At 73.8% G+C, this 25,947-nt stretch carries 26 protein-coding genes and 1 pseudogene; 11 read left to right on the top strand and 16 right to left on the bottom strand.

The window, feature by feature from the left end:
- Positions 1–55: 55 nt before the first annotated feature.
- From AB0D67_RS32905 to AB0D67_RS32895, 3 genes and pseudogenes are all read left to right on the top strand, one after another.
- Positions 56–553, top strand: a pseudogene (locus tag AB0D67_RS32905) (transposase); the annotation flags it as partial.
- Positions 550–840 (top strand): putative glycoside hydrolase, encoded by a 291-nt coding sequence (locus AB0D67_RS32900; RefSeq protein ID WP_362944668.1) that lies wholly within the window; start codon positions 550–552, stop codon positions 838–840. The pseudogene AB0D67_RS32905 and the gene AB0D67_RS32900, both read left to right, overlap by 4 nt.
- Before the next feature lie 112 nt (positions 841–952).
- Positions 953–1,387: a MerR family transcriptional regulator gene (locus AB0D67_RS32895; protein WP_362944666.1), complete on the top strand. Its 435-nt coding sequence runs from the start codon at positions 953–955 to the stop codon at positions 1,385–1,387.
- 66 nt (positions 1,388–1,453) lie between these two features.
- On the opposite strand, the gene AB0D67_RS32890 is transcribed toward AB0D67_RS32895, so the two are convergent.
- The 12 genes from AB0D67_RS32890 to AB0D67_RS32835 form a co-directional block, all read right to left on the bottom strand.
- Positions 1,454–2,170 carry a methyltransferase domain-containing protein gene (locus AB0D67_RS32890; protein WP_362944674.1) on the bottom strand — a complete coding sequence of 239 codons (717 nt, stop codon included), beginning with the start codon at positions 2,168–2,170 and terminating at the stop codon, positions 1,454–1,456.
- Between the two features lie 148 nt (positions 2,171–2,318).
- Positions 2,319–2,489, bottom strand: coding sequence for a hypothetical protein (locus AB0D67_RS32885; RefSeq protein WP_179817711.1), 171 nt, complete (start codon positions 2,487–2,489; stop codon positions 2,319–2,321).
- A 182-nt stretch (positions 2,490–2,671) separates the two neighbouring features.
- Entirely contained in the window at positions 2,672–3,196 is a 525-nt protein-coding gene (locus AB0D67_RS32880) for a hypothetical protein (protein WP_362944664.1), read from the bottom strand.
- Positions 3,197–3,285: 89 nt separating this feature from the next.
- Complete coding sequence (locus AB0D67_RS32875) at positions 3,286–4,701, bottom strand: DUF58 domain-containing protein (protein ID WP_362944672.1); 1,416 nt, start codon at positions 4,699–4,701, stop codon at positions 3,286–3,288.
- The gene (locus AB0D67_RS32870) at positions 4,701–5,678 is read right to left on the bottom strand and encodes a MoxR family ATPase (protein ID WP_362944662.1); all 978 of its coding nucleotides are present in this window, start codon (positions 5,676–5,678) and stop codon (positions 4,701–4,703) included. Before AB0D67_RS32870 ends, AB0D67_RS32875 begins: the two co-directional genes overlap by 1 nt.
- The gene (locus AB0D67_RS32865; protein ID WP_362944660.1) at positions 5,679–6,077 is read right to left on the bottom strand and encodes a hypothetical protein; all 399 of its coding nucleotides are present in this window, start codon (positions 6,075–6,077) and stop codon (positions 5,679–5,681) included. It abuts the gene before it with no gap.
- 103 nt (positions 6,078–6,180) lie between these two features.
- A complete protein-coding gene (locus AB0D67_RS32860) occupies positions 6,181–6,948 on the bottom strand; it encodes a DUF4129 domain-containing protein (protein ID WP_362944658.1) in 768 nt (255 codons plus the stop codon).
- Positions 6,945–8,906, bottom strand: coding sequence for a Xaa-Pro dipeptidyl-peptidase (locus tag AB0D67_RS32855; protein WP_362944656.1), 1,962 nt, complete (start codon positions 8,904–8,906; stop codon positions 6,945–6,947). The genes AB0D67_RS32860 and AB0D67_RS32855 overlap by 4 nt, the downstream gene beginning before the upstream one ends.
- Before the next feature lie 245 nt (positions 8,907–9,151).
- A complete protein-coding gene (locus AB0D67_RS32850) occupies positions 9,152–10,195 on the bottom strand; it encodes a glycoside hydrolase family 6 protein (protein ID WP_362944654.1) in 1,044 nt (347 codons plus the stop codon).
- A gap of 2 nt (positions 10,196–10,197) precedes the next feature.
- Positions 10,198–12,393: a galactose oxidase-like domain-containing protein gene (locus AB0D67_RS32845; RefSeq protein WP_362944652.1), complete on the bottom strand. Its 2,196-nt coding sequence runs from the start codon at positions 12,391–12,393 to the stop codon at positions 10,198–10,200.
- Positions 12,390–14,150 carry a cellulose synthase catalytic subunit gene (locus tag AB0D67_RS32840; RefSeq protein ID WP_362944650.1) on the bottom strand — a complete coding sequence of 587 codons (1,761 nt, stop codon included), beginning with the start codon at positions 14,148–14,150 and terminating at the stop codon, positions 12,390–12,392. Before AB0D67_RS32840 ends, AB0D67_RS32845 begins: the two co-directional genes overlap by 4 nt.
- A gap of 257 nt (positions 14,151–14,407) precedes the next feature.
- Complete coding sequence (locus AB0D67_RS32835; RefSeq protein ID WP_362944648.1) at positions 14,408–15,526, bottom strand: MBL fold metallo-hydrolase; 1,119 nt, start codon at positions 15,524–15,526, stop codon at positions 14,408–14,410.
- Between the two features lie 240 nt (positions 15,527–15,766).
- Here AB0D67_RS32835 and AB0D67_RS32830 point away from each other — a divergent pair, with 240 nt between their 5' ends.
- Positions 15,767–17,179: an MFS transporter gene (locus tag AB0D67_RS32830; RefSeq protein ID WP_362944646.1), complete on the top strand. Its 1,413-nt coding sequence runs from the start codon at positions 15,767–15,769 to the stop codon at positions 17,177–17,179.
- Between the two features lie 85 nt (positions 17,180–17,264).
- Here AB0D67_RS32830 and AB0D67_RS32825 read toward each other — a convergent pair whose 3' ends face one another.
- The 4 genes from AB0D67_RS32825 to AB0D67_RS32810 form a co-directional block, all read right to left on the bottom strand.
- A complete protein-coding gene (locus AB0D67_RS32825; protein WP_362944670.1) occupies positions 17,265–17,558 on the bottom strand; it encodes a thiamine-binding protein in 294 nt (97 codons plus the stop codon).
- Positions 17,559–17,612: 54 nt separating this feature from the next.
- Entirely contained in the window at positions 17,613–18,068 is a 456-nt protein-coding gene (locus AB0D67_RS32820) for a hypothetical protein (RefSeq protein ID WP_362944644.1), read from the bottom strand.
- A gap of 175 nt (positions 18,069–18,243) precedes the next feature.
- Positions 18,244–19,002 (bottom strand): protein phosphatase 2C domain-containing protein, encoded by a 759-nt coding sequence (locus AB0D67_RS32815; protein WP_362944642.1) that lies wholly within the window; start codon positions 19,000–19,002, stop codon positions 18,244–18,246.
- A gap of 71 nt (positions 19,003–19,073) precedes the next feature.
- The gene (locus AB0D67_RS32810) at positions 19,074–19,877 is read right to left on the bottom strand and encodes an MOSC N-terminal beta barrel domain-containing protein (RefSeq protein WP_362944640.1); all 804 of its coding nucleotides are present in this window, start codon (positions 19,875–19,877) and stop codon (positions 19,074–19,076) included.
- Positions 19,878–19,903: 26 nt separating this feature from the next.
- Between AB0D67_RS32810 and AB0D67_RS32805 the strand changes: the two genes are divergently transcribed.
- From AB0D67_RS32805 to AB0D67_RS32775, 7 genes are all read left to right on the top strand, one after another.
- Positions 19,904–20,563, top strand: a complete 660-nt coding sequence (locus tag AB0D67_RS32805) for an endonuclease V (protein ID WP_362944638.1) — start codon at positions 19,904–19,906, stop codon at positions 20,561–20,563.
- 70 nt (positions 20,564–20,633) lie between these two features.
- Complete coding sequence (locus tag AB0D67_RS32800) at positions 20,634–21,602, top strand: ankyrin repeat domain-containing protein (protein ID WP_362944636.1); 969 nt, start codon at positions 20,634–20,636, stop codon at positions 21,600–21,602.
- A gap of 131 nt (positions 21,603–21,733) precedes the next feature.
- The gene (locus tag AB0D67_RS32795; RefSeq protein ID WP_362944634.1) at positions 21,734–22,282 is read left to right on the top strand and encodes a hypothetical protein; all 549 of its coding nucleotides are present in this window, start codon (positions 21,734–21,736) and stop codon (positions 22,280–22,282) included.
- 189 nt (positions 22,283–22,471) lie between these two features.
- Positions 22,472–23,044 (top strand): DUF4396 domain-containing protein, encoded by a 573-nt coding sequence (locus tag AB0D67_RS32790; protein WP_362944632.1) that lies wholly within the window; start codon positions 22,472–22,474, stop codon positions 23,042–23,044.
- Between the two features lie 127 nt (positions 23,045–23,171).
- A complete protein-coding gene (locus AB0D67_RS32785) occupies positions 23,172–23,639 on the top strand; it encodes a hypothetical protein (protein WP_362944630.1) in 468 nt (155 codons plus the stop codon).
- 192 nt (positions 23,640–23,831) lie between these two features.
- Complete coding sequence (cpt, locus tag AB0D67_RS32780) at positions 23,832–24,365, top strand: chloramphenicol phosphotransferase CPT (RefSeq protein WP_362944628.1); 534 nt, start codon at positions 23,832–23,834, stop codon at positions 24,363–24,365.
- 383 nt (positions 24,366–24,748) lie between these two features.
- Positions 24,749–25,711 carry a LysR family transcriptional regulator gene (locus AB0D67_RS32775; protein ID WP_362944626.1) on the top strand — a complete coding sequence of 321 codons (963 nt, stop codon included), beginning with the start codon at positions 24,749–24,751 and terminating at the stop codon, positions 25,709–25,711.
- The last annotated feature ends 236 nt before the right edge of the window (positions 25,712–25,947 follow it).

Here is a 25,947-nt window from a genome sequence, read left to right as displayed (position 1 = left end):
CCTTCCAGGCAGAAATGCCCGGAATGCTGAGAGCCGCTGAGGCTCTGAGCAACGGTCGAACAACCGCACCAAGGCCGCCGTGAAGGTCGCGCGGGCGCACGCGAAGGTGGCCGACGCGCGCCGCGACTTCGCCCACAAGTTCTCCACCGCGCTGATCCGAGACAACCAATCGGTCTACGTGGAGAACCTGTCGGTGAAGGGCCTGGCGCGCACCAGGCTGGCCAAGAGCGTCCATGACGCGGGCTGGTCGGCCTTCGTCGGGATGCTGGAGTACAAGGCCGTCCGGTACGGGCGGACCTTCGCCAGGATCGACCGCTGGTTTCCGTCGTCGAAGCTCTGCTCGGCCTGCGGTGCCATCGCCGAGTCGATGCCGTTGAACGTCCGATCATGGATCTGCCCGTGCGGGGCGGCCCATGACCGGGACGTCAACGCGGCGATCAACATCCTGGCCGCCGGACGGGCGGACAGGCTAAACGCCTGTGGAGACCCGGTGAGACCACCGCTCGCGGTGGCACAGGTCAGCGAAGCAGGAAGCCTCAGGGGTGCCGCGTGAACGCGCGGCACGGGCTGAATCCCCGGCCTTCAGGCCAGGGAGCGCGTCAACCGTGTCTGTCGGAGGTGGTGGCGACATCGCTGTTCCGCGGGCTTCCCGCCGGGAGCAGGGCGACGGTGAAGATCCCGATCTCGTGCTTCGCGGACGCCGGCCTCGACCTGGAGAAGGTCAACACGCCGTTCCTCGTCTACACCGAGGGCGCGTTCTCCGCGTCGTTCGCGAACGTCCGGTGGGCGCCGCACGCGGCCGAGGACTCCGACGCCGTGGCCTGCGGCGACCTCACCTAGCCGCTTCACACCGCATCGCACCGCCGGTCGCCGGCATCTACCATACGAGCGCGGGGCGTCCGCGCCCCGGGACGGACGCCCCCCTGAGCCCTGCGCGAAGTGAAACGAGTGCATGGAGCTGATCCCCATCGGCGAGGCCGCCCGGCGGCTGGGCATGAGCGCCTCGGCCCTGCGTTACTACGACGAGCGCGGCCTGGTGCGTCCCGCCGGCCGCAGCCACGGCCACCGGAGGTACGGCCCGGACGAGCTGCGCCGGCTCGCCTTCATCCAGATCATGCAGCGGCTGGGCCTCGGCACGGCCGCCGCCGTACTCGACGAGCCCGGAGAGCGGTGGCGGCAGACGGTGGGCGAGCAGATCGACAAGCTCGAAGAGCTCATCGGCCGCGCTCAGAGCGCCCAGCTCTTCCTTCGGCACGCGCTCCTGTGCCCGGCCGAACACCCGGCCAGGGAGTGCCCGTACATGACCGGGTCGCTGGACAGGCCGGTGAACGGGACGCCCTTCGAACAGCTCGTGGCCGAGCACGCGGAGCGTCTCCCGGCTCCGTGACGCCGGAACGCCCGCCGCCGGGCGACGGCGGCACGGAGCCGGACGGCTCACCGGCCGATCACGCCGTCACGGGCGGGACGCCGCGGCCACGAACATCGGCAGCGCGACGAACAGCCGGCCCTCCCGCCCCCGCCTGGTCTGCTCGGCGATCCACCTCTCGGCCTCCTCCTCGCTGACCGCGCCGGTCGAACGGGCGCCCCGCGCGATGCCGGACAGCATGGGGAGCATCGCCTCGTCGGTGAAGACCAGGGTGCGCACCTCCACCGAAAGGTCCTCGAAGCCCGCGTCCAGGAGCATGTTCCGGTAGCGGCGCGCCACCCGCGGGCTCGGTACGACGTCGGCCCTGGCATGGACGATGGCGCGGGTGAGGGCAGAGTCGTCGGAGTCGATCACGGTGGTGTCCCAGTCCTGGCCCATGAGGACGATGCGGCCTCCCGGAGCCAGCACCCGCGCGGCCTCGGCGAGGGCCCGGTCCGGGTCGTCGAGTGTGTGGTACACCTTGTCGGCCCGGTAACCGCTGACCACGCCGTCTCGGAGCGGCAGGGCACAGGCGTCGCCGAGGCGGACGTCCAGGCCGGGGTGGCGCCGCTCGGCCGCCGCCACCATATGCTCGCTCACGTCGACTCCGATCGCCCGCGCGCCGCCGTCTCTCATCTCGGCGACCGCTCGTCCGGTACCACAGCCGACGTCCACCACGGCGGCGCCCGGCGCCGTTCTGAGAAGCTCATACGAGCGGGCTCGCAGCCGCGTGGTGCCCGGAAGGGATTCGGCCGCGTCAAGCATTCTGATCAGGGAGTCGACGGGATCGTTCATCGTGCTCGTCGCATCGTGTTCGGACATGTGGCGAGCATGGGCCTTCAAGCCGACATGAAGTCAAGCGCCCGGGCAGTGTTCCACGCACCCGCCCGGGCGCGGTGGCCGGGGTGGAGGGTCAGCGGCGCGCCCCGGAGGAGCGCAGCAGCCTGGTCACGAACGTGACCACCACGGCCACCAGGCCGATGATCAGCGCCCATTTGACCAGTCCGACGAGGAAGCCCAGGATCGAGCCGAGCAGGAAGAAGGCGAGCACCACGGCCGCCACGATCAGGAGGATTCGTCCCATGGCCACCACGCTACGCCGGGACACCGGCCCGCGGCGGGCCCGGACGCCGATGTCAGGGGCGAGCCAGGGTTTTCCCTCACCTCGTGATCCGTGATCGGGCCCCGGCACCCCCACCGGGCGGGCGCGGACGGCCGCCCGGCGCCACGGCACCGCAGCGCCTCCGTGCCGCGGGCCCCGGACGCCTATCGGGTGAGGGCGAAGGCGACGGCGAGGGCCCCGGCGGCGCCGAGCACGACGGCCACCGCCGGGGGCGGCCCGCCGGGCAGGACCACCAGCGCGACGAGGGCCGCGCAGACGGCGGCCGAGGCGGCCAGCACTCCCCCGGTACGGCCGGCCCAGGCGACCAGCAGCGGCACCGGGAGCCGGGCGCGCACCGGCACGTGGGCCGCCAGGGCGGCCATGGCGTGGTGGACGTACAGCAGCGACCCGATGGCCGACGCCGTGAACGGTGACGGGTCCTCGCCGTAGGCGAGGGTGGTCACCAGCCAGGTCCCCGCCGTCGTGGCCTCCAGCGCGAGCACCCACACCCCCTCCGGCTCGGCGGCGGCCAGCAGGCCCAGCAGGGCGGCGAACAGCGGCATCACGGCCCCGGCGCGGTAGTCCGGCGGCATCGCCGTGAGCAGCGCCGCCGTCCCGCAGGCCCAGATCAGGAACCGCCAGACCAGGGAGGGCAGCGCGGCCGTCGTCGCCCGGGGCGGCGCGCCCACCGCCCCGCGATCCCGGCCTCCGGAGCGCGGTTCCGCCCGCCCGGACTCGGGACGCCCGGACTCGGGACGCCCGGCGGGGCGCGGGGCGCTCATCGCCGCGCCGCCGCGATCCGGGCGACGTCCCGCAGGACCGCGTCCAGGCTGCCCGCGCCGCGCCAGGCCTCGACCGGGACCCCGGCCTCGCGCAGCCGGCCGACGGTGTTCTCGCGTTCCAGGCGCCAGAGCCGCTCGGCGACGTCCGACCATTCGCCGGTGACCCGGCGCCGCAGCCCGGGCGGCAGGGTGTCCACCGCGACCAGGGGACGGCGGGCGCGGGCCAGCGCGGCCAGGGCGGCGGCGCTGCGGGAGTCCAGGAGCGGGGTCAGCATGACGACCAGGGCGTTCGGCGGCAGCCCGGCCACCGGCGGCCGGTCATCGGACGCCTCCCGCCCCTCGGGCATGGGCCTGGTCTCGGCCAGCCAGGCGAGCTGGGCCAGGTGGTGGCGCCGTCCGGTGCCGGGGCGCAGCCGCCGCATCCGGGGGCCGAACTCCATCAGCCAGACCCGGTCGCCCTGCCGTACGTGGTGCTCGGCGATCGCGGCGGCGGCCCGGACCGCGGTGTCCAGCACGCTCGGCACGCCGTCCTCGCCGCCCGCCTCGTGCAGGACGTCCAGCAGCAGCACGATCTCGGCGTCGCGCTCCGGCCGGGTGGCGCCGACGTACGGCTCGCCGGTCCGCAGGGTCGTCCGCCAGTCGATGCGGCGCGGCCGGTCGCCGGGCCCGTAGGGGCGCACCCCGGCCAGTTCCCCGCCCTCGCCGAAGCGGTGGGAGCGGTGCACGCCCGACATCCCGCCGGGGCGGGGCACGGGGGCGCGCGAGGTGAACGGCCCGGCCAGCGGCAGGACCCGCACGCCGGCCGCGGGCAGGGTCAGCGCGGGGAACGCCAGCAGGCCGTCGCGGGCGATCACGCGGACCCGCACCGGCCCCAGCGGGTGGACGCCCCAGCGGTGCGCCGTACCGGTGAGCTCCACCTCGGCGGGCGGCGCCGCGACGTGGTGGCCCGCCGTCAGGCCCAGCGCGGGAGAGGCGGCGGCGCCGACCACGCACAGCGTCGCGCCTTCGGCTTCCACGACGACCGTGGCCTCGACGGCGTCGCCCTCGACCGCGTCGGCGACGCCGCCGGTGACGTCGGCGCCGGCCAGGCGCAGGGCGGCGCGCGGCGGGTGGGCGGGGCGGGCGCGCAGCGTCCAGACGGTGCCCAGAGCGAACGGAACGGCCATGGCCAGCAGGTCCGGGCGGCCGAGCCCGACCGCGAGCAGGCACAGGCCGCAGCCGAACACGGCGGCGCGGCGCAGCGCGGCGGTGGGCGCCCAGCCGGCGGCCGGTTCGGGGGTCCGGCGGGCGTCGTCCCGTACGGCGCCGGCCCGCACGACGGCCGGTCCCGGGGACGACCCGGACATCGGGTCGGGAGCAGGTACGGAGACCGGGCCGGGGGCCGGTTCGGGGGTGCGGCGGCGCGGCCGCATCACGTGCCGCCGGTGTAGGCGGGCAGCTGCTCCGACAGCGGGGCGGGGACGCGGGCGCAGATCTCCTCGATGACCGAGACCGGGTCGACGCGGCGCAGCCAGGTCTCCGGGCGCAGCCCGATCCGGTGGGACAGCGCGGCCGGGGCGACGCGCTTGACGTCCTCGGGGACCACGTAGTCGCGGCCGTCGAGCACCGCGCGGGCGCGGGCGGTCAGCAGCAGGGCGAGCGAGCCGCGCGGGGACGCGCCGACCTGGACTTGGGGGTGTTCGCGGGTCGCGGCGACCAGCGCGACCATGTACCGGCCCACCGAGTCCTCCACGGCGACGTCCTCCAGCGCCCGCTGCATCTCGCCGAGCGTCCCGGCGTCCACGACGGGCTCCAGTACGGTCTCCTCCGTGCGGCGGGTCATCCGCCGCCCCAGCATCGTCCACTCCTCCTCCGGGGAGGGGTAGCCGAAGGACACCCGCAGCAGGAACCGGTCGAGCTGGGCCTCCGGCAGCGGATAGGTGCCCTCGTACTCGATCGGGTTGGCGGTGGCCAGGACGTGGAACGGCGCCCGCAGCGGGTGGGTGACGCCCTCGACGCTGACCTGCCGCTCCTGCATGGCCTCCAGCAGCGCCGCCTGGGTCTTGGGCGGGGTGCGGTTGATCTCGTCGGCCAGCAGCAGCTGGGTGAAGACCGGGCCTGGGCGGAAGACGAAGTCGCCCTCGCGCTGGTTGTACAGGAACGACCCGGTCACGTCGGCGGGCAGCAGGTCGGGGGTGAACTGCAGGCGGGTGAACCCCAGACCCAGGGTCTGGGCGAAGCAGCGGGCGGTGAGGGTCTTGGCCAGGCCGGGGAAGTCCTCGATCAGCACGTGGCCGCCCGCCAGGATCCCGGCGAGCACCAGCTCCAGGGCGTCGCGTTTGCCGACCACGACGGTGCCGACCCTGTCGAGCACCTCGCGGGCGCGCGCGCCGACGTCGGCGAGCTCCATTCAGATCTCCTCGATGCGCGTGAGCAGGCGGGCCAGCTCGGCGCGGGTCGGGACCGCCGTCACGGGGGCGGTGATCAGTTCGTACAGGTCGGGGCCGAGGATCTCCGCGGCGCGGGCGGGGCCCGCCGGGCCGTGGCGGCGGCGGAGCCGTTCGGCGGCGATCTCGGCCAGGCGCGGCTGGACCAGCGTGCGGAACCGCTGCGGGTCGTCCCGGGTGGAGGCGAGCCGGTGCTCCCACCAGCGGGCCTCGGCGAACGCCCGGTCGGACACCTCGACGCCACCGGCCGCCGGGGGCGGCGGGGGCGGTTCGGGGGGCGGCGCCGGGATCCGGCGGACGATCAGGGTGATCGACGCGACGGCGGCGGCCAGCACGCCGAGATGCCACAGCAGGGCCGTCACGTCGGCGGCTCCGCGTCCGGCGCGACGGGACACCACCGGGGAGCCGTCACGGCACCGGCTCCGTGTCCGTCCCGGTGACGGCCGGGGTGTCGCGGCGGGGCCGTCACGACGCCAGCTCCGCGTCCACCTCGGCCAGCGCCGCCCGCGCCTCGGCGCGCAGCGAGACGGTCACCTCGTGCGGGGCGTAGCGGGCCCGGCGGTAGGCCGCGGCGAGGCGGTCCAGCGCCGCCCCGCCGACCCGGTGCCCGGCCAGCAGCCGCGCGACCAGTTCGGCGGGGGTGTCGGCGGCCATGCGGGGGGTGCCCGCGCCGGCGGCGGCGTGCTCCAGACGCAGCCAGCAGGCGATCACCGCGCGGCGCGGGTCGCCGCCCGCGTCCAGGTCGGCCAGGCCGGCCCGGAGCGCGGCCCGGATCTCGCCGCCGGTGGCGGCCGGCGGCTCCTCCCGGTCCTGGGCGGCCTTCGGCGAGCCGTACTCCAGGCGGTTGAGCGCCCGGAGGAAGGAGACCAGCAGGACGGCGGCGAACGCGGCGCCGAGCACCACCAGCGTCCAGAACGGGATCCCGTTCAGCGTGCCCTCCACGCTGAACTGCGGCTCGAGGCCGCCGGGATCCCGATCGGCGCTCTCGGCGGCCGGGTGGGGCGCGAAGGACCGCAGATGGAACGCGGCGACGGGCCGGACCGCGTTCGCCGCGACCCCGGCGGCGAACAGGCCCAGCGCCACCAGGGCGAAGGACGCCCGGCCCGGCCACCACGGCCGCCCGGACCGCCGCGCCTCCGTGAGCCGTGGGAGCCGTGGGAGCCGCCGCCCGGGAACGGTCTCCCGGGCGGCGGTCCCTGCGGAACCGGTGTCCGTCGTGCGCGGACGGGTCACAGCGCGGAGCGGCCGCCGACCAGGGGCAGCTTCACCGAGCTGGCGCCCGGGTCGACCGAGACGGTCGTCCCGGCGGGCAGGCGGAGGGTGAAGTCGTGGTCGGTGGAGATGAGCACGACGCCGATCCGGTGCCCGGCCTTGACGATGTAGTCGTTGGGCTGGAGGTTCAGGTCGAAGTCGTAGAAGCGGCCCTCGCGCAGCGGCTCGGTCCGCGCGGCCGAGTGGCGGTTGCGGACGTCGAGCCACCCCCTGGTGATGATCTTGTAGGGGGCGGTCTCCGGGACGTGCCGGGCCAGGCGGGCGCAGCCGGTGTCGCCGGGCACGCCCTGGCCGTAGCAGACCGGGGTCGCGTCGTAGGCGACGCGGCCGTAGGCGCGGGTGTCGGTGCCGTAGTCCACGAGCAGCGCCGTCAGGTACGGCGAGCGCCCCTTGGCGTAGGCGGCCCTGACCGACACGGCCGGGGTGCCGGAGATCCGGACGTCCTTGCCCAGGGCGGGCGACAGGTAGGCCAGGCGGTTGGGGTCGGTGGCGGTGACGTCGGCGGCGAGCTGCTCGGCGGTGCGGACGTTCTGGTCGGTGAACGACTCGGTCTCGTGGCCGCGCCGCCCCTCGGCGCCCAGGGCCCCGTTGCCGCCGTCCTGCCCGGCCTTCCCGGCGGACAGGCGCAGCGTCACGTCGCGGGTGCCGGGCAGCGGCCAGGAAGCGTACCGCCCCCACTGGCCGGGGCCGGACTCCACGTCGGCCTGCGGCTCGTCCATGATGCCGTTGCGCAGGCCGTACAGGTTGAAGTCGAACCAGTGGTGCAGCTGGCGCAGCCACTCGGCGTTGCGGTCGGCGAAGGAGAAGGGGTTGAAGTGCGCGCCCTGGTGCAGCCAGATCTTGCGCGGCACGCCCCGCTTGGCCAGGGCGTCCCACCACTGGACCCCCTGGGAGGTCTTGACGTTCCAGTCGTTGAGGCCGTGGACGAGGAAGACGCTGGCGCGGACCCTGTTCACGTCGCGGAGGTAGTCGCGGGCGGCCCAGAAGGCCGTGTAGTCGCCGGTGACGCGGTCCTGGTCGCGTTCGATCGCGTCCATCAGCCGGCCGCACGCCTCCTGGCCGTTCTCCCGGGTGAGGACGTAGCGGGCGAGCACGTCGGCGTCCTCGCCCTGGAAGCCGCCGGGGGCGACCACGCCGCCGCCGGAGCGGTAGTAGTCGTACCAGGACGAGATCCCGGCGATCGGCACGATCGTCTTGAGGCCCTGGACGCCGGTGGCGGCCACGGCGTTGGGCAGGGTTCCGTTGTAGGAGACGCCGATCATGCCGACGTTCCCGGTGGACCAGGTCGCCCTGACCTCTTCGCCGCCGGCGTCGAAGCCGCGGGCGCGGCCGTTGAGCCAGTCGATGGCGGCCTTGGGGCCGGCGGTCTCGTTGGCCAGGCCGGTCGTCGGGCAGCCGGTCGCGCGGCCCGAGCCGAGGTTCTCCACCAGCGCGACGGCGTAGCCGCGGGGGACGAAGTAGTTGTCGTAGTAGCCGGGGAAGGGCGGCTGGTCGGCGCGGGCGACGCCCCGCTCCTCGTCGAGGCCGAACATCTCGTCGCGCAGCTCGTCGAACTTGTTGCGCCGGTAGTCCATGCCCGCCGGGTCGGAGCCGTCGAGGTCGACGACGTGGTTGGGCACGTCGTTGCCGCCGGCGTAGTAGGGGCTGGCCTCCATGATGACCGGGACCTTCAGCCCGGACTCGGTCTCCCTGGGCCGCATGATGTCGACGGCGACCCGGTCGGGCCGGCCGTCCGCGTCGCTGTCCGTGCCGGCGACCTCGACGAACACGGTCTGGGTCACGGCGTCGGCGCGCGAGTACACCGGCTGGGTCTCGTTGTTCTGGATCGGCGCGGCCGCGGATCGCGCGGCCGCCGCGGGCAGCGCGCCGGAGGGTACGGCCACCGCCAGGGCGATCAGGACGGTCTTCCATCTGTGCATGGAGGGAGACTCCCGGGGGGTGTGGAATCACATGACTCCGGTCAATCTCCTTCAGAGCCATCCATATGCGCAAGATCGGGGATATAACAAATCACGGTCCGGCACGGACCGGGCACGGCGAGAACCGGCCGCGACCCGAGCCGGGATCTCCGCGGACCCGGACCCGCAGAGACCCGGGACGGCACGGAAACGGGACGGTGCGGAAGCGCGGGGGGAAACGCCCGGAGAGCGGACCCCGGCGGGCGTCAGCGGGTGTTGCGGGCCAGGTCCAGGGCGTAGCCGTGGAACCAGTCGCCCGCCCTCGGCTCGCCCCGGCCGCACTCGCCGTCGGACTCCCCCGGCCGCTTGACCCACAGCAGGGCGTCCAGCCGCTCGTCCCCGGTCCGGGTGGTCGGCTCCGCGCCGAGCGCCCGGCCCTTCGGGTTGCACCAGGAGTCGCCGCCCTCGCGGAGCGGGCCGTTGCCGTTGCGCGAGGTGTCGATCACGAAGTGCGCCCCGCCGAGGCCGTCGGACAGGCGGCGGGCGACCTCGCTGCTCTCCTCGGTGGTGAAGAAGTTGCTGACGTTGAAGGCGAAGCCGTCGGCCTCCTCCACCCCGGCCTCGCGCATCGGCCCGATCCAGGCGGCGGGGTCGGCGATCCACCCGGCGTTGCCCGCGTCGAGGTAGACCCGGGTGGCGGGCCGCCGCTTCAGCGTCTGGACGGCCTCGCGGAGCAGGCCGAGCCGTTCGGCGGCCCGGCCGCCCCGGGTGCAGTCGTCCAGGATGTGCGCCAGGGCGTCGGGCTCGACGACGACCCAGGCCGGCCGGTCGCCGATGCCCTCGGCGAACCGGGCGATCCAGGCGCGGTACTCGCCGGCGTCGGCGGCGCCTCCGGCGGAGAACTGCCCGCAGTCGCGGTCGGGGATGTGGTAGGCGACCAGGACCGGAACCCGCCCCGCCCGCTGCGCCGCCGTGGTGATGTCGCGCACCCGGTCGTGGGGGTCCCGGTCGCCGATCCAGATCGCGGCCGACCGCTCGGCGATCCTCTTCAGCAGCGCCGCCTCCTCGGTACGGCCCTGCTCGGTGACCCGGCGCAGTTCCCTGGCCGCCGCGCCGTCGGCGTCGACGTAGAAACGCGTCGCCCCGCTCTTCGCTCCGGTCGAGGCCCCCGGGGAGGCGGCCGGGGGCTCCGTTCCGGCGGAGGCGGCGGGCGGGGCCGCGGAGGGCGAGGGGGGCGCGGGATCCCCGGAGCAGGCCGCCGCCGCGAGCGCGAACGCCAGCACCGCGGTGGCGCGGCCGTACCTGTTCATCCTCATCCTCCCTGGCCTGCCTGATCTTCCGGACCGGTCCGGGCTGTCCGGGCTGTCCGGGTGCCCTGGTCGGCCGGGCCCGCCTGACCGGCCGGGTCCGTCTGCCCTGTCCGGCCCGTCTCACCCGTACGGTTCGCCTGATCCGTGCGGTTCGCCTGGCCCGTACGGCGGGAGCGGCCGGCCGGGCCCGGCCGGATGTGGACCCACCGGCCGTGGGACGGGGTGCCCTTGGCCGTGATCCCGAACAGCATGTACCAGCCGGGCGGCACCAGCGCGGGGTTCGACGGGATCGTGACCACGACGCCGCTGGGCACGCGGGTGAAGTCCAGCTCGATGGAGCGCTGCTCGACGTCGGTGACGTGGGTGACCGCGCTGGGCCGCATCAGGCGGACCCGCGTGATGCGCGCGGCGTCGGGCGTCCTGAACCCGCCCCGGCCGCCCATCGTCAGCTCCCGGCGGCCGTCGGTGAACTCCGGCCGCTTCTCGCCGTTGAACAGGTAGGCCGGGCTGTAGACCTCGACCCTTTGTTCGAAGGTGCCGGGCATCGTGCCCGCCCTGTCGCCGAAGAGGGGGTCGGAGCCCATGCTGAGCACCCGGCCGTCCGGCAGCAGCAGCCCCTCGGAGTGGTAGTTGCGGCCGACCGAGGGGGCCGCCGCCTCGTGGAAGGTGTTGGTGGCGGGCCGGTACACCTCCGCCCGCAGCACGTCGCTGCCGCCCCGGCCGCGGTAGTTGCCCGACCCGTGGGAGGAGAAGACGGTGTCGTCGGGCAGCAGGACCGCCGACGGGTAGCGGACGGGGTGGGAGAGGGCCGGCCCGCGCTCGTAGTGGGGGCCGGGGTCCTTGAAGTCGATGATGGCCGTCCGGTCGGTGGCGTTCTTCTGGCCGGGCTGGCGTTCGCCGACCGGGCCGCCGCCCATCACCATGATCCGCTGGTCCTGCGCCGGGGGCAGCAGCACCGAGGCGCCGGTCTCGTTGAGCTCCGGCTCGGGCAGCCCGGGGACGGGGGTGAACGCCTCCGTCTCGTCGGGCGCCTTGCCGCCGGGCGCGCCGGGCGTCCGAACCAGGCGGTCGGTGTCACGGCGGTAGTCCCAGATGCCCGGAGGGCGCAGCGCGAGCTGGCCGGGACCGTACCCGGCGTTCATGCCGGAGAAGAACAGGGTGCCGTCGTCCAGCAGGAACAGCGCCGGGTAGGTGGGGAAGAACCGCTTGGGGCCGGGCGACCAGGTCTTCGTGGCGGGATCGTAGATCTCGTTGTCCCGGGTGATCTGCCCGACGGTGTCCAGGCCGGAGACCGTCATGACCTTCCCGTCGGGCAGGGCGGTCATGGTGGGGTACCAGCGGCCCTCGGCCATGTCCGGGACCCGGATGTAGCGCTCGGCGACCGGGTCGAACTCGAAGGCGTCCCTGACGCCCTGGTAGTCCTGCTTGTCCATGGTCATGGCGCCGCCCATGGCGTACAGGTCGCGCCGCTCGCGGCGGGTCAGCCCCTGGATCTCGTACTTGACCATCCGGCCGCCGGTGTCCAGCAGGCCGGGCGCGCCCTCGACGGCGGCCTCGGCGAAGACCTTGGTCTCGCTGGGCCTGACCCGGACCCGGCCGGGCGCGCCGGTCTCGGTCTTCGTGGCGGGCGGCACCGTGACGGCCGCGGTGGTGCGGTAGAGCCGTCCGCCGGGTGCGGCGACCAGCGCGCCGGCGCGCAGCACGCGGGGCTTGGCGTCGGGATTCTCGTTCTTGATCACCAGAGGTCCGCCGGCCCGCTTCACCTTGCTCTTGAGCACCTCGAAGCGGAGGGTGCCGCCGCCGATGAGGAGGTTGCCGTTCGGCAGGAACACGTGCCCCGAGCAGAAGAGGTCCACCGGCGTCGGCACCAGCTTGAACTCCCCCGGCTTCCCGGGCCGGGACGGGTCCCAGAGGACGGTCTTGAAGGTGCCCTTGTCGAAGTTGGCGGCGTTGTTGCCCGACCCGGCGACGATGAGCACCTTGCCGGTGTGCAGCAGCGCCGCGTGGATGGCGTTGACCTTGTACTCGTCGGGGATGTTCAGCAGGTCCCAGTGGCCGTTGCGCGCCTTGTAGTCGTCGGTGTTGATCTTGTAGTCGTGCCACCGCCGGGAGGCGAAGCCGGCCATGGCGGGGACGTTCACCCCCAGCACCGCGGTCACCACGGCGGCGGCGATGAGGTTCTTGCGCAGGCGGCTCAACGGGCACCCCGGCTGTTCCAGGCCCAGGTCGCCACGGGCCCCAGGCAGATCACGAGGGCGAGGATCGCCCAGAGGGTCATGACCAGGTGCACGTGACCGGTCCAGAGGGCGGCGAGCAGCAGCCCGGCGCCGAAGATCAGCGCCCACCACAGGTGGATGCGGAAGGTGGCGAGCCGGTCGGGGCTGGCGGAGTCCCCCTTGGGGGTGACCACGAACCTGCTCGGCCGGCGCAGCGCGGCCCCGATCAGCGACGCCACGTAGATGGGGGCCGACAGCGCCGACATCACCATCCCGGCCACCCCGGAGGAGCCCTCGGGCTCGTGCGGGCTGACGTTGTGCCGCCGGTTCCAGGTGTAGAGCATGACCTGCAGCAGGGCGGCGTCGCCGTACAGCATCAGCCACACGTCCATCGGCACGGTCACGCCCGAGCCGCCGACGGCCATGAACAGCGTCGCGCTGAGCCCGGCCAGCAGCCAGTTGAGCGCGGACATCGGGTAGAACGTCACCATCAGCGTGTAGTTGAACAGCCGTCCCGGCGACAGCCGGAAGGCCGCCTTCCAGAACTGGGTGAGCAGCGTCTCGTAGGTGCCCCGGCTCCAGCGCAGCTGCTGGCTGAAGAAGTCGGTCCACGACGACGGCCCCTCCCCCACCGCGAGCACGTCGGGGGTGTAGACCGACATCCAGCGCTCGCCCGTCTCGGGGTCGCGGGAGCGGTGGAACTCGATGCCGGTGGCCATGTCCTCGGTGATCGAGTCGTACAGCCCGCCGATCTGCCTGATCGCCCTGATCCGCACGGCGTTGTTGGTGCCGACGAACATCGGCGCGCCGTACCGGTTGCCGGCCCGCTGGATGAGGGAGTGGAACAGGAACTGCTGGCTCTCGGCGGCCTTGGTGACCGCAGAGGTGTAGTTGCCGTAGACCTGCGGCCCGACGACGAAGGCCACCCGGGGGTCGCGGAAGTAGCCGAGCATGCGCTCGCAGAACTCCGGCAGCGGGACGTGGTCGGTGTCGACCGAGACGAAGAAGTCGTAGTCGTCGCCGTGCGCGTCCAGCCAGCTGTTGTAGTTGCCGTGCTTGGTCTTCGCCCGGAAGGAGCCCTTGGGCCGGTTCCAGTGGGGCACGCCCCTGCGGCTGAAGTGGCGGACGCCCATCCACTCGCACATCTCGCGGATCTCGGGGTCGTCGCCCTCGTCCAGCAGCCACACGTGCAGGACGCCGTCGTGGCGGACCCGCAGGGCGGCGGACAGGGTCTCCCGGACCATCTCCAGCGGTTCCTTGCCGGGCACGCAGGTGGTGATGAAGGCCACCCGGGTGCCCGGCTCGGGCGGGACCGGGACCGGGTCCCTGGCCGCCAGCATGGCGTGCACGTTGGAGACCACGCTGACCAGGCGGAAGATCTCGATCAGCGCGATCATGACCAGCATGGCCCTGTCGGCGGCCGGCACGTACCACGGGAGCATGCCGTAGGGGTCGAGTCGGACCGTCCAGTGGGACGGCAGCAGCAGCCACGTCATCATCGTGAACTCCACGACGATCGCGGCCGCCATCAGCAGCACGGCCCGCACCCGGTGCGGCTCCGCGGCCAGCATCGACCGGTAGGCCACCCGGTACGGCAGGCCCGGCTCGGGCTCGGTCACCGGTCCGGCCAGCCCGCTGAACCGCTCGTAGTCGTAGAGGATGATCTTCGTGGGTTCGACCGGGCGGATCGTCCCGGCCGTCCTGCGCCCGGCCTTCCGCATCGATCCGGTCATCCTCATCGGTCCGGCCGCCTCATCGCGGGCACAACGAAGCGCCTCCCCCGGGCTTGGTTCGCGTCGGCCGCGCGCACGGCGCCGTCAGGCCGGATCGAAGATCGGTGAACAGGGGCCATCATATTGCGATCAGCGACCCGGATCCCGCTCGCTTCCCCTCAGAGGGTGATTTTTCCTCCTTGATCTAAATATTTACGGACCGGCTTCCGCCCTCCGCGGACCGTACGGCCGGCGGAACCGCACGGCCGGCGAAGGCCGGCCGGTCAGCGGGGGCCGAACATCTCCCACCAGCTCTCCACCAGCGGCACGTCGTCCACGTCGATCCGGTCCCCCGGACGCGGGACGGCGATGCCGACGCCGCGGGCCTTGCTCTCCCGCCAGAGGCGGTCGACCGGTTCGGCCCACGCGTGGAACGCCAGGTTGAACGTGGCCCAGTGGACGGGCAGGAACAGCCGTCCGCCCAGGTCCAGGTGGGCGGCGACCGCCTCCTCGGGCGTCATGTGGATGTCGGGCCAGGCGGGGCTGTAGGCGCCGATCGGCATGAGCGTCAGGTCGAAGGGGCCGTGCGCCGCGCCGATCTTCGCGTAGCCGTCGAAGTAGCCGGAGTCCCCGGCGTAGAAGACCCGGCGGTTCTCGCCGATGACCGCCCACGACCCCCACAGGGTGTCGTTGCGGGTGAGCGTGCGCCCGGAGAAGTGCCGGGCGGCGGTGGAGACGAACCGCAGCCCCGCGACGCTCGCCTCCTCCTCCCAGTCGAGCTCGACGATCCGCGGCGCGGGGACGCCCCAGCGCTCCAGGTGGGCGCCGATGCCGAGCGGGACCAGGAACGGCGCGGTGTGCGAGGCGGTGAGCGCGCGGACCGTCGCCCGGTCCAGATGGTCGTAGTGGTCGTGGGAGATCACGATCGCGTCGACCGGCGGCAGGCTCTCCAGCGGGGACGGCACCGGGTGCAGCCGTCGCGGGCCGACCAGCCGGGACGGCGACACCCGCTCGCTCCACACGGGGTCGAACAGGACCCGCCGCCCCTCGATCTCCACCAGCGTGGTGGCGTGGCCGTACCAGACCGCGCTCAGGCCGTTCTCCGACGGCGGTACGGCCGGCGACGCCACCAGGGGCACCGGGGCGCTCGGACGCCGCCCGTCACCGCCGGCGACCATGTCCCTGAGCATCTCCGGGAAACTGCTCGGCGGCGGGGTGGTCGTGCTCGGCACGGGATTGTGGAAGGCGCCGTCGCGGAACCGCGGCGAGCGCCGCATCCGCTCCAGCCGCTCTCCCCCGGCCCGGCCGCCCAGTTCGGCCGGCACCTCCCTGACCGCCCATCCGAGCGCGGCCAGCGCCAGTCCGCCCGCGACGAGCCTTCCGGCCGATCCTCTTCCCGCCATCGGTCACCACTTCCTGGAACGCGCCTGATCCGTCTTTCCGGGGTCATTTTTCCGCCTCGCCGTACGGAATTCGGCAGCGGGGTCGGCAGTCGGGTCCTCGACGGGGGCCGGCAGCGGGGTCCACTCCCCGCCCACCTGGCTATGTTGACATCAAGTATCTTGACATCAAGTTTAATGTCGTACAAGATCTCGCAGGTCTCTTGACATCGAGAGACCTTTGCGACGACATGGAGGCCGGGAATGCGGCGGGGCACGGGGGCTGGGGCCCGGGAGAACCGGCGGAACGGAACCGGCCTGATCGCGCAGATGCGCAACCCGCCGGGCGGCCGCGACGCCCGGATCATGCTGCTCGCCTACTTCCTGGACCGGACCGGGTCGGGAGTGTGGGGCGCGTCCTCGGTCCTGTACTTCACCCTCGTGGTCGGGCTGGACGCCCGCAGGCTGGGACTGCTGCTGGGCACGGCCGGGGTGCTGGGCATCGCCGGCTCACCGCTGGCGGGCCGCCTGGCCGGCCGCCTCCCGGCGCGCTCGCTGCTGATCGGCTGCCACCTCCTGCGCATCGCGGCCCTCTGCCTGACGGTCGCGTTCACCCGCTTCGAGGTACTGCTGCCCGTGGTCACCGTCACCTACATGGCCGACCGGGCGGCCAAGCCGCTGGAGATGCTCTACGCCACGCGGGTGGCCGGCGAGCGGCGCTCCACCTACCGGGCCCTGTCGCGCAGCGCGGCGAACGCCGGTTACGCGCTCGGCTCGGGCATCGCCGCGATCGGTCTCGCCGTGGGCACCCGCGACGCCTACCACGCCCTGATCCTGGGCGACGCGCTGTCGTTCCTCGTCGCCGCGGCACTGGTGTGGCGCACCCGGGAGCCGCGCGGCCCCGAACACGGCCCGGAGCACGCCGCGGCGCGGCCGGACGGGACGGCCCCCGCGGACCGGTCAGGCGACGCCGCCACGGCCGGCCGGCCGGGCGACGCCGTCACGACGGCCCGGCCGGCCGCGCCGAGCCCGTGGAGGGACCGCGGATACCTGCTGTTCGCGCTGCTCGACGTGCCGATGTACCTCGACGACTCGATCCTCAACGTCGGGCTCCCACTGTGGCTGATCGGCCACACCGCGGCGCCGCACGTCCTCGTCCCCGCCTTCCTGGCGGTCAACACCGTGCTCATCGTCGTCCTGCAGATCCACGTGTCGGCGAGGATCGAGGATCCGCGCCGGGCCACGACGGCGGTGGGCCTGTACGGGCTGGCGGTGCTCGCGTGCTGCGCGCTCCTGGCGACCGCCACCGCGGGAGGGGCCTGGACGGCCTCGATCGCCATGCTCGCCGCGGCGGTGCTGCTCACCGCGGCGGAGCTGATGCGTTCCGCGAGCTCCTGGGAACTGGCGGTCTCCCTCGCACCCCAGGAGGCGCGGGCCGCCTACCTGGGTGTGTCCGCCATGTCCCAGGGCGTGCAGAAGTCCGCCGGACCGCTGCTGCTGACCGGCGCGGTGATGGCCGCCGGACCGGCGGGCTGGCTCGCCCTCGGCGCGGCGGTCGCGGGACTGTCGGCCGTACAGCGGCGCGTCTGCCTGCGACGGCTGGCCTCCACGCCCGCGACGGCCGCCTCCGCGGCTGCCCTGACCGGTTCCGCGGCCGCCCGCGAGACGACCGGGTGAGACGCCCGGCTGCGGTCCGCGGGACGACCGGGGCGAGACGCCCCCGTGCCCGCCCGCCGAACGACCCGGGTGGGACGCCCCGGGCTCACGCCAGGTGCCGCTCCACGGTGGCGACCTTGCTCTCCAGCCGGCCGCCCCCGCCCGCGCGGATGTCGGCCTTCAGCACGAGGCTGACCCGGCCGCACCGGGCCTCCACCGCCGCGACCGCGTCCCCGACGACCCCCATCACCTGGTCCCAGTCGTCACCCTCGACCGTGGTGAACATGGCGTCCGTGCGGTTCGGCAGGCCCGACGCGCGGACCACCCGGACCGCCTCGGCGACGAGCTCGCCCACGTCCTCCCCCACCCCGATCGGCGTCACGCTGAACGCCACCAGCACCGACATGCCCTTCTCCTCCCCTGGCCGTGAAAGCCCTCGGCCCCACCGGACAGCTCATTCTGCCCACCCGCCCGTGCATGCCCGACCGCGCGGGTGCGGACCGGCCCGCGTCGGCTCCGAAATGACGTCCGGTGGCCGAGGCGGTCCGGCGGCGCGCATGGTGACCTCTCGGAGACGGGCACGGGCGGCGGCGATGGACCGGTCCCGGTTCGGCGGCTCGGCGTCGCGCTGCACCGGAACGGCTTGGATCGCCTGGGAGGCGTGGATCTCGGCGTACGGCGGCGGCGTCGGCGTCACACGGGAGACGGCACGTTCCCCGGCGCGGACCCGTTCCAGAAGGACACGCAGGGTGCCGTTGTCCTCCATACGGGTGAGGTAAGCCGGGAGCGCCCGGATCCCGGGGTTGTCCGTCCTGATGATCTCGATCATCTCTCTCGCCTCCTCGGCGGTCGCGCCGACGGCCGTCATGACCTGCTGCACGGCCGCGCCGGAGAGAGAGGGATTCTTCACAGGATTTTTCATAAGGATTATTTGGGTGGCATCCATGCCAGGGGTCTGCCGGGCATCCATGCCACCCCTGGCATCGGTGCCAGGGGTGGCATCCATGCCGGAGGTCTCTCCGGTTGGCGAGGCCCTCTCGACAAGACCGTTCTCCGCCGGAACCACGATCAGGGGCCGGAGTGCGTCACCAGGTCATCCAGATCGCGGTGGCGTCGTCGTGGGGCTTGGCGGTCGGGTGCGGCGCGCCGTGCTCCAGTTCGGCGGCGCGCACCTCGGCGATGAGCCGGCCGGGCCCGTCGGCGTCCGCGACGGCGACGAGCCGCTCCCACGTCCAGCCGTACGCCTCGACCAGGCGGGTCACGCCGTCGGTGGCCAGCAGCGCGCCCGACACGTCCGCCAGCGGCACCGACCCGGCCCGCGCCTCGTACGCCGCCTCCGGGACGACGGACGCCACCCAGAACCCGCCCGGACGGTTGCGCAGGCCGCGGACCAGCTCCAGGCCGTACGGCCGGCCTCCCGGCAGGTGGTCGAGGCGGTCGTCGTCGAGCACGGTGACGGCGCCGCCGGTGTGCCGCAGCACGATCGGCGAGTCGCACAGCACCAGGTAGTCCAGTGTGCCGCCGCGCCGCCGCAGGACCGTCATCGTCGACGAGGGGCTGTCGGGGCCGGTCAGGTCGCAGGCGTCGCCGTGCGCGGTCATCGTGTCCCGGATGACGGCGGCCACCAGGTCGGGCAGGCTCTCCCGCGACCCCGTCGCGAGCCGGTGGGCCAGGGCGCCGCCGAGCCGGGCGACCAGCCACGGCACGTCGTGCACGCAGCCGGAGACGACGCCGGCCGGGGCGGTCGCGCCGTCGAGCACGGCGGCCCAGTCGGGGCCGGTGACCACGAAGTCCTCGTTGCGCGGGCGACCGGGAGCCGCGGCGGTCTCGTGGGTGATGCGCATCCGGTGCGGGTCTCCGTCGGTGTCGGGCCCGGCGGCCGGGACCGCCGGGGCTTCCCTCGGGGCCTCAGTCCTCAGTCCTCGCCCTCCCGCGCCTCCGGGGGCGCGGGGCTCGCGGTCACGGGGTCGTCCCGCCGTACGGTGCCGGGACGGGTGACCCGCATGATGACGCCGAACTTGTTCGCGTGCTCGGCGATCAGCCACTTCTGCAGTTCGGGCCGGCGCTCCCGGCCGTGCGGGTCCCAGCTCGGCACGGCGCAGCGGATGCACGGACCGGTGTGGGGGCCGGTCACCGTGAGCTCCGCGTCTCCCGCGGTGATCAAGGTCCCCGGGCCCCAGTCCTCCTCGGCGAAGGCCGGCGCGTCGAGGTCGAGGTGCAGGTTCGGACGGAACCGCAGCACGTCCAGCGGCATGCCCAGCTCCTCCTCCAGCGCCGCGCGGGACGCCTCGCAGGTCACCAGGACGGTCGGTCCGCGGTCCTGCTGGCCGTCGGCGGCGCGCAGGCTCAGCGGGACGCCCAGGGACTCCCGCAGGGCGGCGGTCAGGCCGGGGTCGTCCCAGTGCCAGACGGTGCCGTCGGGGGCGGTCAGCAGGGGCCCGCCCGCCGTACCGCCGGGACCGCCGAGATCACCGGGGCCGTCCGGGCCGGTCGCGGCGCCGGCCGTCGTGAGCAGGGCGCCGCGCCAGTGGAGCATCTCGGCGCGCTGCCGCACGGTCAGCACCTTGCCGCCGTGGTGCTCGCGCTCGTCGACCAGCGAGTAGGCGCGGTCCCCGGCCAGGCCGCGCCCGTCGAGGAACGCCTCCCCGAGCTCCTCGCCGCGCAGCGACTTCACCGGCCACCTGAGGACCCGCTGGACACGACCCCGGTACACACCCATGCCACAAAAATACCGATCATAGGTTCATGAAGACACGACCCCCCCGGTCCGTCGCCGAGGCCGAGGCGATCCAGGACGAGTTGCGGCCGCTGCTGGACCTCACCGGGCCGGGACCCCGGCGGCCCGCCCTGGTGGCCGGGGTGGACGTGGCCTACGCCGGAGACCGGCTGGCCGCGGCGGTGGCGGTGCTGGACGGCGGCACGCTCGAGGTCGTCGAGCAGGTGGCGGTCGGCGGATCCGTGGCGTTCGACTACGTCCCGGGCCTGCTGGCCTTCCGGGAACTGCCCGCCCTCCTCGACGCCCTGGGCCGCCTGACCGTCACCCCGGACCTCGTCGTGTGCGACGGGTACGGCCTGGCCCACCCCCGCCGTTTCGGCCTGGCCTGCCACCTGGGCGTGCTGACCGGCCTGCCGGCGATCGGGGTCGGCAAGACGGCCTTCGTCGGCTCCTACGCCGATCCCGGCCCGGAGCGGGGCTCGGCGAGTGATCTGACGCTGGACGGCGAGGTCGTCGGCCGCGTGCTGCGCACCCGGGACGGGGTCAAGCCGGTCTTCGTCTCGGTGGGTCACCGCGTCGACCTGGACACGGCCTGCCACAACGTCCTCGCGCTGACCCCCTCCTACCGTCTCCCGGAGACCACCCGCGTCGCCGATCGGCTGTCCCGCCGGGCCCTGGCGGGCCTCTGATCCGGACGCCGACGGAAAATGTCGGCTTAGGCTGGTTTGATCCTTCAGTGTGATGAGATGGGATCGGAACGTGAGTGACGACCAGTGGAGCGGGGACGTCGGCGTCTGGCGTGACACGAACCTGGAGGAGATCAGGGCGCGCCTGGCGGGCGGGTTCGATCCCGGCCGGCGGCTCTTCTGGCTGCGTTCGACGCCGCTGCACCAGGCGGCGCAGGAGGGCGCGACGCGGGTGATCGAGCTGCTGCTCGCCGCGGGCGCCGAGGTCGATCCCGCCGACCGGTACGGCGCGACCCCGCTGTGGGAGGCCGTACGGCACGGCCAGGAGGACGCCGTGCAGGTGCTGCTGGACGCGGGCGCCGACCCGTGGCGGCCGTGCATCGCCGGACGCTCCCCCGGCGTGCAGGCTCTCTTCACCGAGCTGGCCGGAATGTTCGCGGACCTCCCCGGGGCGCCGCGCATCGGGCACCGGCTGCGCGACCTCCAGGAGACCGTCGACGAGATGATGTTCTCCTACGAGGACTACGCCGAGGGCTTCTGCCTGGCCTTCGTGGGCGGGGTGAGCGAGGAGGAGGTCGTCCGGCGGCTGGGGTCCTCCCCCGGTCTGTGCCCTCCGATGGCGGCCGGCGCGCTGCGGGAGGCGGAGCGGGCCCGCGACGGCGAGGTGCTGCGGGTGGCCTGCCCGCCCGGCGGCGGGGTGGTGCTCGCCCAGCCCGAGGGCTCCCTGCCGGTGCGGGACGGCGTCGCCCGGATGGTCACCACCGGGGGCGGCGTGCTGGCCGGGGCCTTCCCCGACTGCGGCTCCTCTGTGGACATCTGGCGCGACGGGTTCAACGTCGGACGGCCCTCGGTCTACGACCAGCTCAGCGACGACAGCCCGCTGGAGCTGTGGATGTGCCACTTCGGCGACTGCGGCGCGCACCCCTCCACCTCCGCGGAGCGGATCCTGGCGCTGATGACCCTGCTGACCGGCGCCTACGTCACCGAGGAGTGGCTCTGGAGCGCGCCGATGCGGCTGGTCCCCGTCACGCCGGCGGCCTGACGGGGACGCGCGGCGGGCGGCGCGGGGCCGGGCCCCGGGCGGGCGCGGAGCCGGTCCCGCGCGGGTTCCGCGGGCGGCACGACGCCGGGAACGGGCGGGTGCGGGGCCGGGATCGGTAGAGTCACACGACCATGGAAAAGCACACGATCACCGCGACGTGGAACGAGATTCCCGAGGACGCCGACGATCTCGCCCTGGTCGGGGGCGGCTACCGGACCTATCTCTGCTTCTGCGGGAAACGGCTTCCCGACCGGGCCGCGGCCGAGCTGCACGCCCTGGAGACGAAGCAGTGCACCGCCTGCCTGGGCTCCACCACCGAGGACATCGTGCCGGGCTACTCGCAGACGTGCACGGCCTGCGCCGGCACCGGCCGCCGTAAGGTCCAGGTCACCTGGAACCTCGCCTACGCCGAGGCCGAGAGGATGATCACCCCCGAGGTCGTCCGCACGATCATCGCGCCGATGAGGGAGCCGTTCCGCCTGTCGCAGGTGGCCGACGCCGTCCGCGACGCCCTGGGCCTTCCCGTGGGCCGTCTGCCGGTTGGCCCGCGGGTCCGGGAGATCCTGCGCCGCCTGGAGGCGGAGGGCGAGCTCATCCTGGTCTCGGCCCCCGACGAGCTGCTGCGCGGGCCTTCGGTGGTGCTCTACCGCGACCCCTACTGGCAGCACGCCTCCGGCTGAGGGATCCGGCGGCGTCCGGCCGTGTCCGGTGGGGTCCGGGCCGGATCCGCGACGGCCGCGTCCCATGCGTCTCCCGGAACGCCGCCGCGTCGTCCCCCATATCGCCGGAATACCTGGAGGGGGTATCCGGTTCCTTGGAGGGCGGGCCGGACGGTTCGCGATCAGGGAGGAAGGGAAGTGGCGAGGAGTATGGACCGCACAGACCACACCGGCCATGGTGACGGCGCGCACCCCCACGGTGACACCCACGACCACGCGGACGTCTCCACCGGCGGGCACGACGGCGCCCGGGGAGGGCCCCACGACCACGGCCGCGCCCACGGTGACGCCTCCTGGCGCACCGCCGTACAGGCGACGCTGCACTGCCTGACCGGATGCGCCATCGGCGAGGTCCTGGGCATGGTCATCGGGACCGCGGCCGGGCTGCACTCGGGCGCCGTCGTGGCACTGTCGGTCGCGCTGGCCTTCGTCTTCGGCTACGCGCTCACCATGCGCGGCATGCTCCGGGCCGGGCTGACCCTCCGGCAGGCGCTGAAGGTGGCCCTGGCCGCCGACACCGTCTCCATCCTGGTCATGGAGATCATCGACAACACCGTGATGGTCGCCGTCCCCGGGGCCATGGACGCCGGTCTGACCACCGTGCTGTTCTGGGCGTCGCTGGCCTTCTCCCTGGCCCTGGCCTTCGTGGTGACGGTGCCGGTCAACCGCTGGATGATCGCCCGCGGCCGGGGGCACGCCGTCGCCCACGCCCACCATCACTGACGAACGGGGACCCGAGGCGGGACGACGTCCTGATCCGGACAGGCCGCGAGCGGCCACGGCCTCCCATCGCTTGGAACTCTGTGTAACCATTCATTACCCAGAGTCACCGATCGGAAGGGGATCACCCATGCGCGTCCGCCTCTCCCTCGCCGCCGCCGTCCTGACCGCGGTCGCCTCCGCCGCTCCGGCGGCCCCCGCCCTGGCGTCCTCGGCGGCGGCCGTCTACCAGATCGTCGACGCGAGCGGGAAGTGCCTGTGGAGCGGCGGCGAACCCTCCGCCACGGTGCGGACCGGCGAGTGCGACACCTCGTGGGAGCTGATCTCCTCCGAGGACGGGGACGGCTACGTCATCAAGCAGGCCGGCACGGAGAACTGCCTGGCCATGAGCCGGCTGCGCATCTATCCGCCGTTCGTCGGCACCGCGCCCTGCGGTTCCGGCCCGGACATGACGTGGACCGTCGCCGACGCCGGTGGTGACCGGGTCGTCATCGCCCTGGGCTCGTCCTTCTACATGACCAGTGAAGGCGAGGACACCCCCGTCAGGCTCATCCCCTTCGGCGATGGCGAGCAGACCTGGACCCTCCGGCGGGTCTGACCGACGGGCCGCGACGGACCCGGTGGCGCGCCTCCCCTTGACGCCGCCGCCGGGTCCCCCGTTTCCGGGACGCCGTACACGCGACCCCTCCCGGGCCACCACGCGTACGGCCCGCCCTGTCCGCCCCGTCCGCCTCGCCGTCGGGCCGGAAAACCGTTTTCGGCCCCGGCCCGCCTCCTCTACCGTGACCCGGTGACGACACAGATGATCATTCTCAACGGCGGTTCCAGCTCCGGGAAGTCCGGGATCGCCAGGTGCCTGCAGGCGGTGCTGCCGCACCCGTGGCTGACCTTCGGGGTGGACTCGCTGATCGAGGCGATGCCCGCGTCCATGCGGACCTCGGCGGCGGGCATCGAGCTCACCCCGGACGGCGGGGTGAACGTCGGACCGGCGTTCCGGGAGCTGGAGAGCGCGTGGGCGGCGGGCATCGCCACGATGGCCCGGAAGGGCGCACGGATAATCCTCGACGAGGTCCTCCTCGGTGGTGCGGCGTCCCAGCGGCGCTGGCTGGACGTCCTGGACGGCATCGAGGTCCTGTGGGCCGGGGTGCGGTGCGAGGGCGAGGTCGCCGCCGGGCGGGAGATCGCGCGCGGTGACCGGGTCATCGGGATGGCCGCGTCGCAGGCGCGGATCGTCCATGACGGCGTGCGCTACGACGTGGAGGTGGACACGACGCGCACCGAGTCCGTCGTGTGCGCCCGCGCCATCGCCGCCCACGTCCGCTGACCGACCCTCGCCCCCATCCGGAGCGACCGGCCGGCCCTCCTCGGTGATCCCGGAGAGGCTGCTCGACCCCGACGGCGGGGCGATGCCGTTCGAATGCGTCACGGTCGGCGCGGAGAAGGCGTTCGAGGCCGACCTGGATCTGCTGCCCGACACTCGCGACGTGGTGCGGCACCGCCTGCGGCGAGGACGGCCGAAGCGGCGGGGACGAGCGGAGCGGCGGGGACGGTCTGCTCGCTGGAGCTGCCTCCCTACGGGCTCCGCAGCCCGCGTGTCCGGCCCGCCGACGGTTGAGCCACCGCGGGGACGCCCTGCTCGGCGGGCCTTTTCCGGCCGTTTCCACCGAAGGGCTTACCGGAAAGGTTGTTTACTATTAACCTGCCGTTGTGGACCTGGAAGTACGTCATCTGCGCGCGATCTGCGCGATAGCCGATTCGGGCAGCATCTCCAAGGCGGCGACCGCGCTGAAGATGTCCCAGCCGGCGCTCGCCACGCAGCTGCGGCGCATCGAGCGGATGTTCGGCGGGCCGCTGTTCGAGCGGGGCCGGGACGGAGCCCGGCCCACCCAGCTCGGCTCCTGGGTGCTGGTGCGCTCGCGCTCGCTGCTGCCGGCCTTCGACGAGCTGCGCCGGGACGGCATGCGCTACGCCGGGCAGGCCGCCGAGCGGGTCACGGTCCGGGTGGGCTGCATGTCCAGCCACCTGGCGATCAACGTGATCAAGTGCCTCGGCGAGCTGCTGCCGGGCGCCGACGTCGTCGTCCGCACCGAGGAGGCCATGGACCTCCTCCCGGGGCTGCTCGCGTCCGAGCGGCTGGAGCTGGCCACCCTCGGCGACTACCCGGGGCACGAGCTGTCGCCGCCCCCGGGCGTCCGGTACGCGGGCGTCGCCGTCGAGCCGATCTTCGTGGGACTGGCCGAGTCCCACCCGCTCGCCCGGCGTGAGGAGATCGCGCTGCGCGACCTCGCGGCCGAGGACTGGAGCCTGCACGCGCTGGCCGAGACGGGGCACCGGGAGCACTTCTGGGCCGCCTGCGCCGGACAGGGCTTCGCGCCGCAGGTCGCCTACTCCGCCGACCTCGGCCTCGCCCTCGACCTCATCGCCTCGGCCAGGTGCGTGGGGATGTTCCAGGCGACGAGCAAGGGCTACCCCGGGATCGCCATCCGGCCCCTCGCCGGGACCCCGCTGCGTTTCCGTCACATGATCGGGTGGACCGAGCGGGGTCCGGTGGCCCCGCACTCCGCCTCGCTGGTCCAGGCGGTCACCGCCGCCTACTGGGCCGGGGTGGGCCGCTCCCCGGTCTACGCGGCGTGGCTGGACCGCCACGGCCCCCTCGCCTCGCTGACCTGAGACCTCGGAATCCGCCGGACTCATCCGGGCCCTCGGCCCCGCCGACCTGAGACCCCGCAACCCATCGGGCCCACCCGAGACCTACGGCCCCGCCGACCTGAGACCCCGCGATCCACCGGGCCCACCCGGGACCCCCGGCCTCGTCACCGTGCCCTCCCCATATGGCCGGGTTATGGAATTTCGTGGGGTACTCCGCCCGCCGCGGCGATGTCAGTTTTGGTCCAGCCCGAACCGTC

The sequence above is a fragment of the Streptosporangium sp. NPDC048047 genome (assembly GCF_040653115.1).
Lineage (GTDB): Bacteria > Actinomycetota > Actinomycetes > Streptosporangiales > Streptosporangiaceae > Streptosporangium.
The sequence above is the reverse complement of the archived record's forward strand: the minus strand, read 5'-3'. Positions and strand labels throughout refer to the sequence as shown.

Bases quoted from the DNA above. Each gene is read 5' to 3' on its own strand.
- AB0D67_RS32855 (WP_362944656.1), bottom strand. From the start codon at position 8,906: ATGCACAGATGGAAGACCGTCCTGATCGCCCTGGCGGTGGCCGTACCC.
- AB0D67_RS32870 (WP_362944662.1), bottom strand. From the start codon at position 5,678: ATGGAGCTCGCCGACGTCGGCGCGCGCGCCCGCGAGGTGCTCGACAGG.
- AB0D67_RS32875 (WP_362944672.1), bottom strand. From the start codon at position 4,701: ATGCGGCCGCGCCGCCGCACCCCCGAACCGGCCCCCGGCCCGGTCTCC.
- AB0D67_RS32790 (WP_362944632.1), top strand. From the start codon at position 22,472: ATGGACCGCACAGACCACACCGGCCATGGTGACGGCGCGCACCCCCAC.
- AB0D67_RS32850 (WP_362944654.1), bottom strand. From the start codon at position 10,195: ATGAACAGGTACGGCCGCGCCACCGCGGTGCTGGCGTTCGCGCTCGCG.
- AB0D67_RS32895 (WP_362944666.1), top strand. From the start codon at position 953: ATGGAGCTGATCCCCATCGGCGAGGCCGCCCGGCGGCTGGGCATGAGC.
- AB0D67_RS32885 (WP_179817711.1), bottom strand. From the start codon at position 2,489: ATGGGACGAATCCTCCTGATCGTGGCGGCCGTGGTGCTCGCCTTCTTC.
- AB0D67_RS32890 (WP_362944674.1), bottom strand. From the start codon at position 2,170: ATGCTTGACGCGGCCGAATCCCTTCCGGGCACCACGCGGCTGCGAGCC.
- AB0D67_RS32835 (WP_362944648.1), bottom strand. From the start codon at position 15,526: ATGGCGGGAAGAGGATCGGCCGGAAGGCTCGTCGCGGGCGGACTGGCG.
- AB0D67_RS32810 (WP_362944640.1), bottom strand. From the start codon at position 19,877: ATGGGTGTGTACCGGGGTCGTGTCCAGCGGGTCCTCAGGTGGCCGGTG.
- AB0D67_RS32795 (WP_362944634.1), top strand. From the start codon at position 21,734: ATGGAAAAGCACACGATCACCGCGACGTGGAACGAGATTCCCGAGGAC.
- AB0D67_RS32785 (WP_362944630.1), top strand. From the start codon at position 23,172: ATGCGCGTCCGCCTCTCCCTCGCCGCCGCCGTCCTGACCGCGGTCGCC.
- AB0D67_RS32830 (WP_362944646.1), top strand. From the start codon at position 15,767: ATGCGGCGGGGCACGGGGGCTGGGGCCCGGGAGAACCGGCGGAACGGA.
- AB0D67_RS32815 (WP_362944642.1), bottom strand. From the start codon at position 19,002: ATGCGCATCACCCACGAGACCGCCGCGGCTCCCGGTCGCCCGCGCAAC.
- AB0D67_RS32805 (WP_362944638.1), top strand. From the start codon at position 19,904: ATGAAGACACGACCCCCCCGGTCCGTCGCCGAGGCCGAGGCGATCCAG.
- AB0D67_RS32840 (WP_362944650.1), bottom strand. From the start codon at position 14,150: ATGAGGATGACCGGATCGATGCGGAAGGCCGGGCGCAGGACGGCCGGG.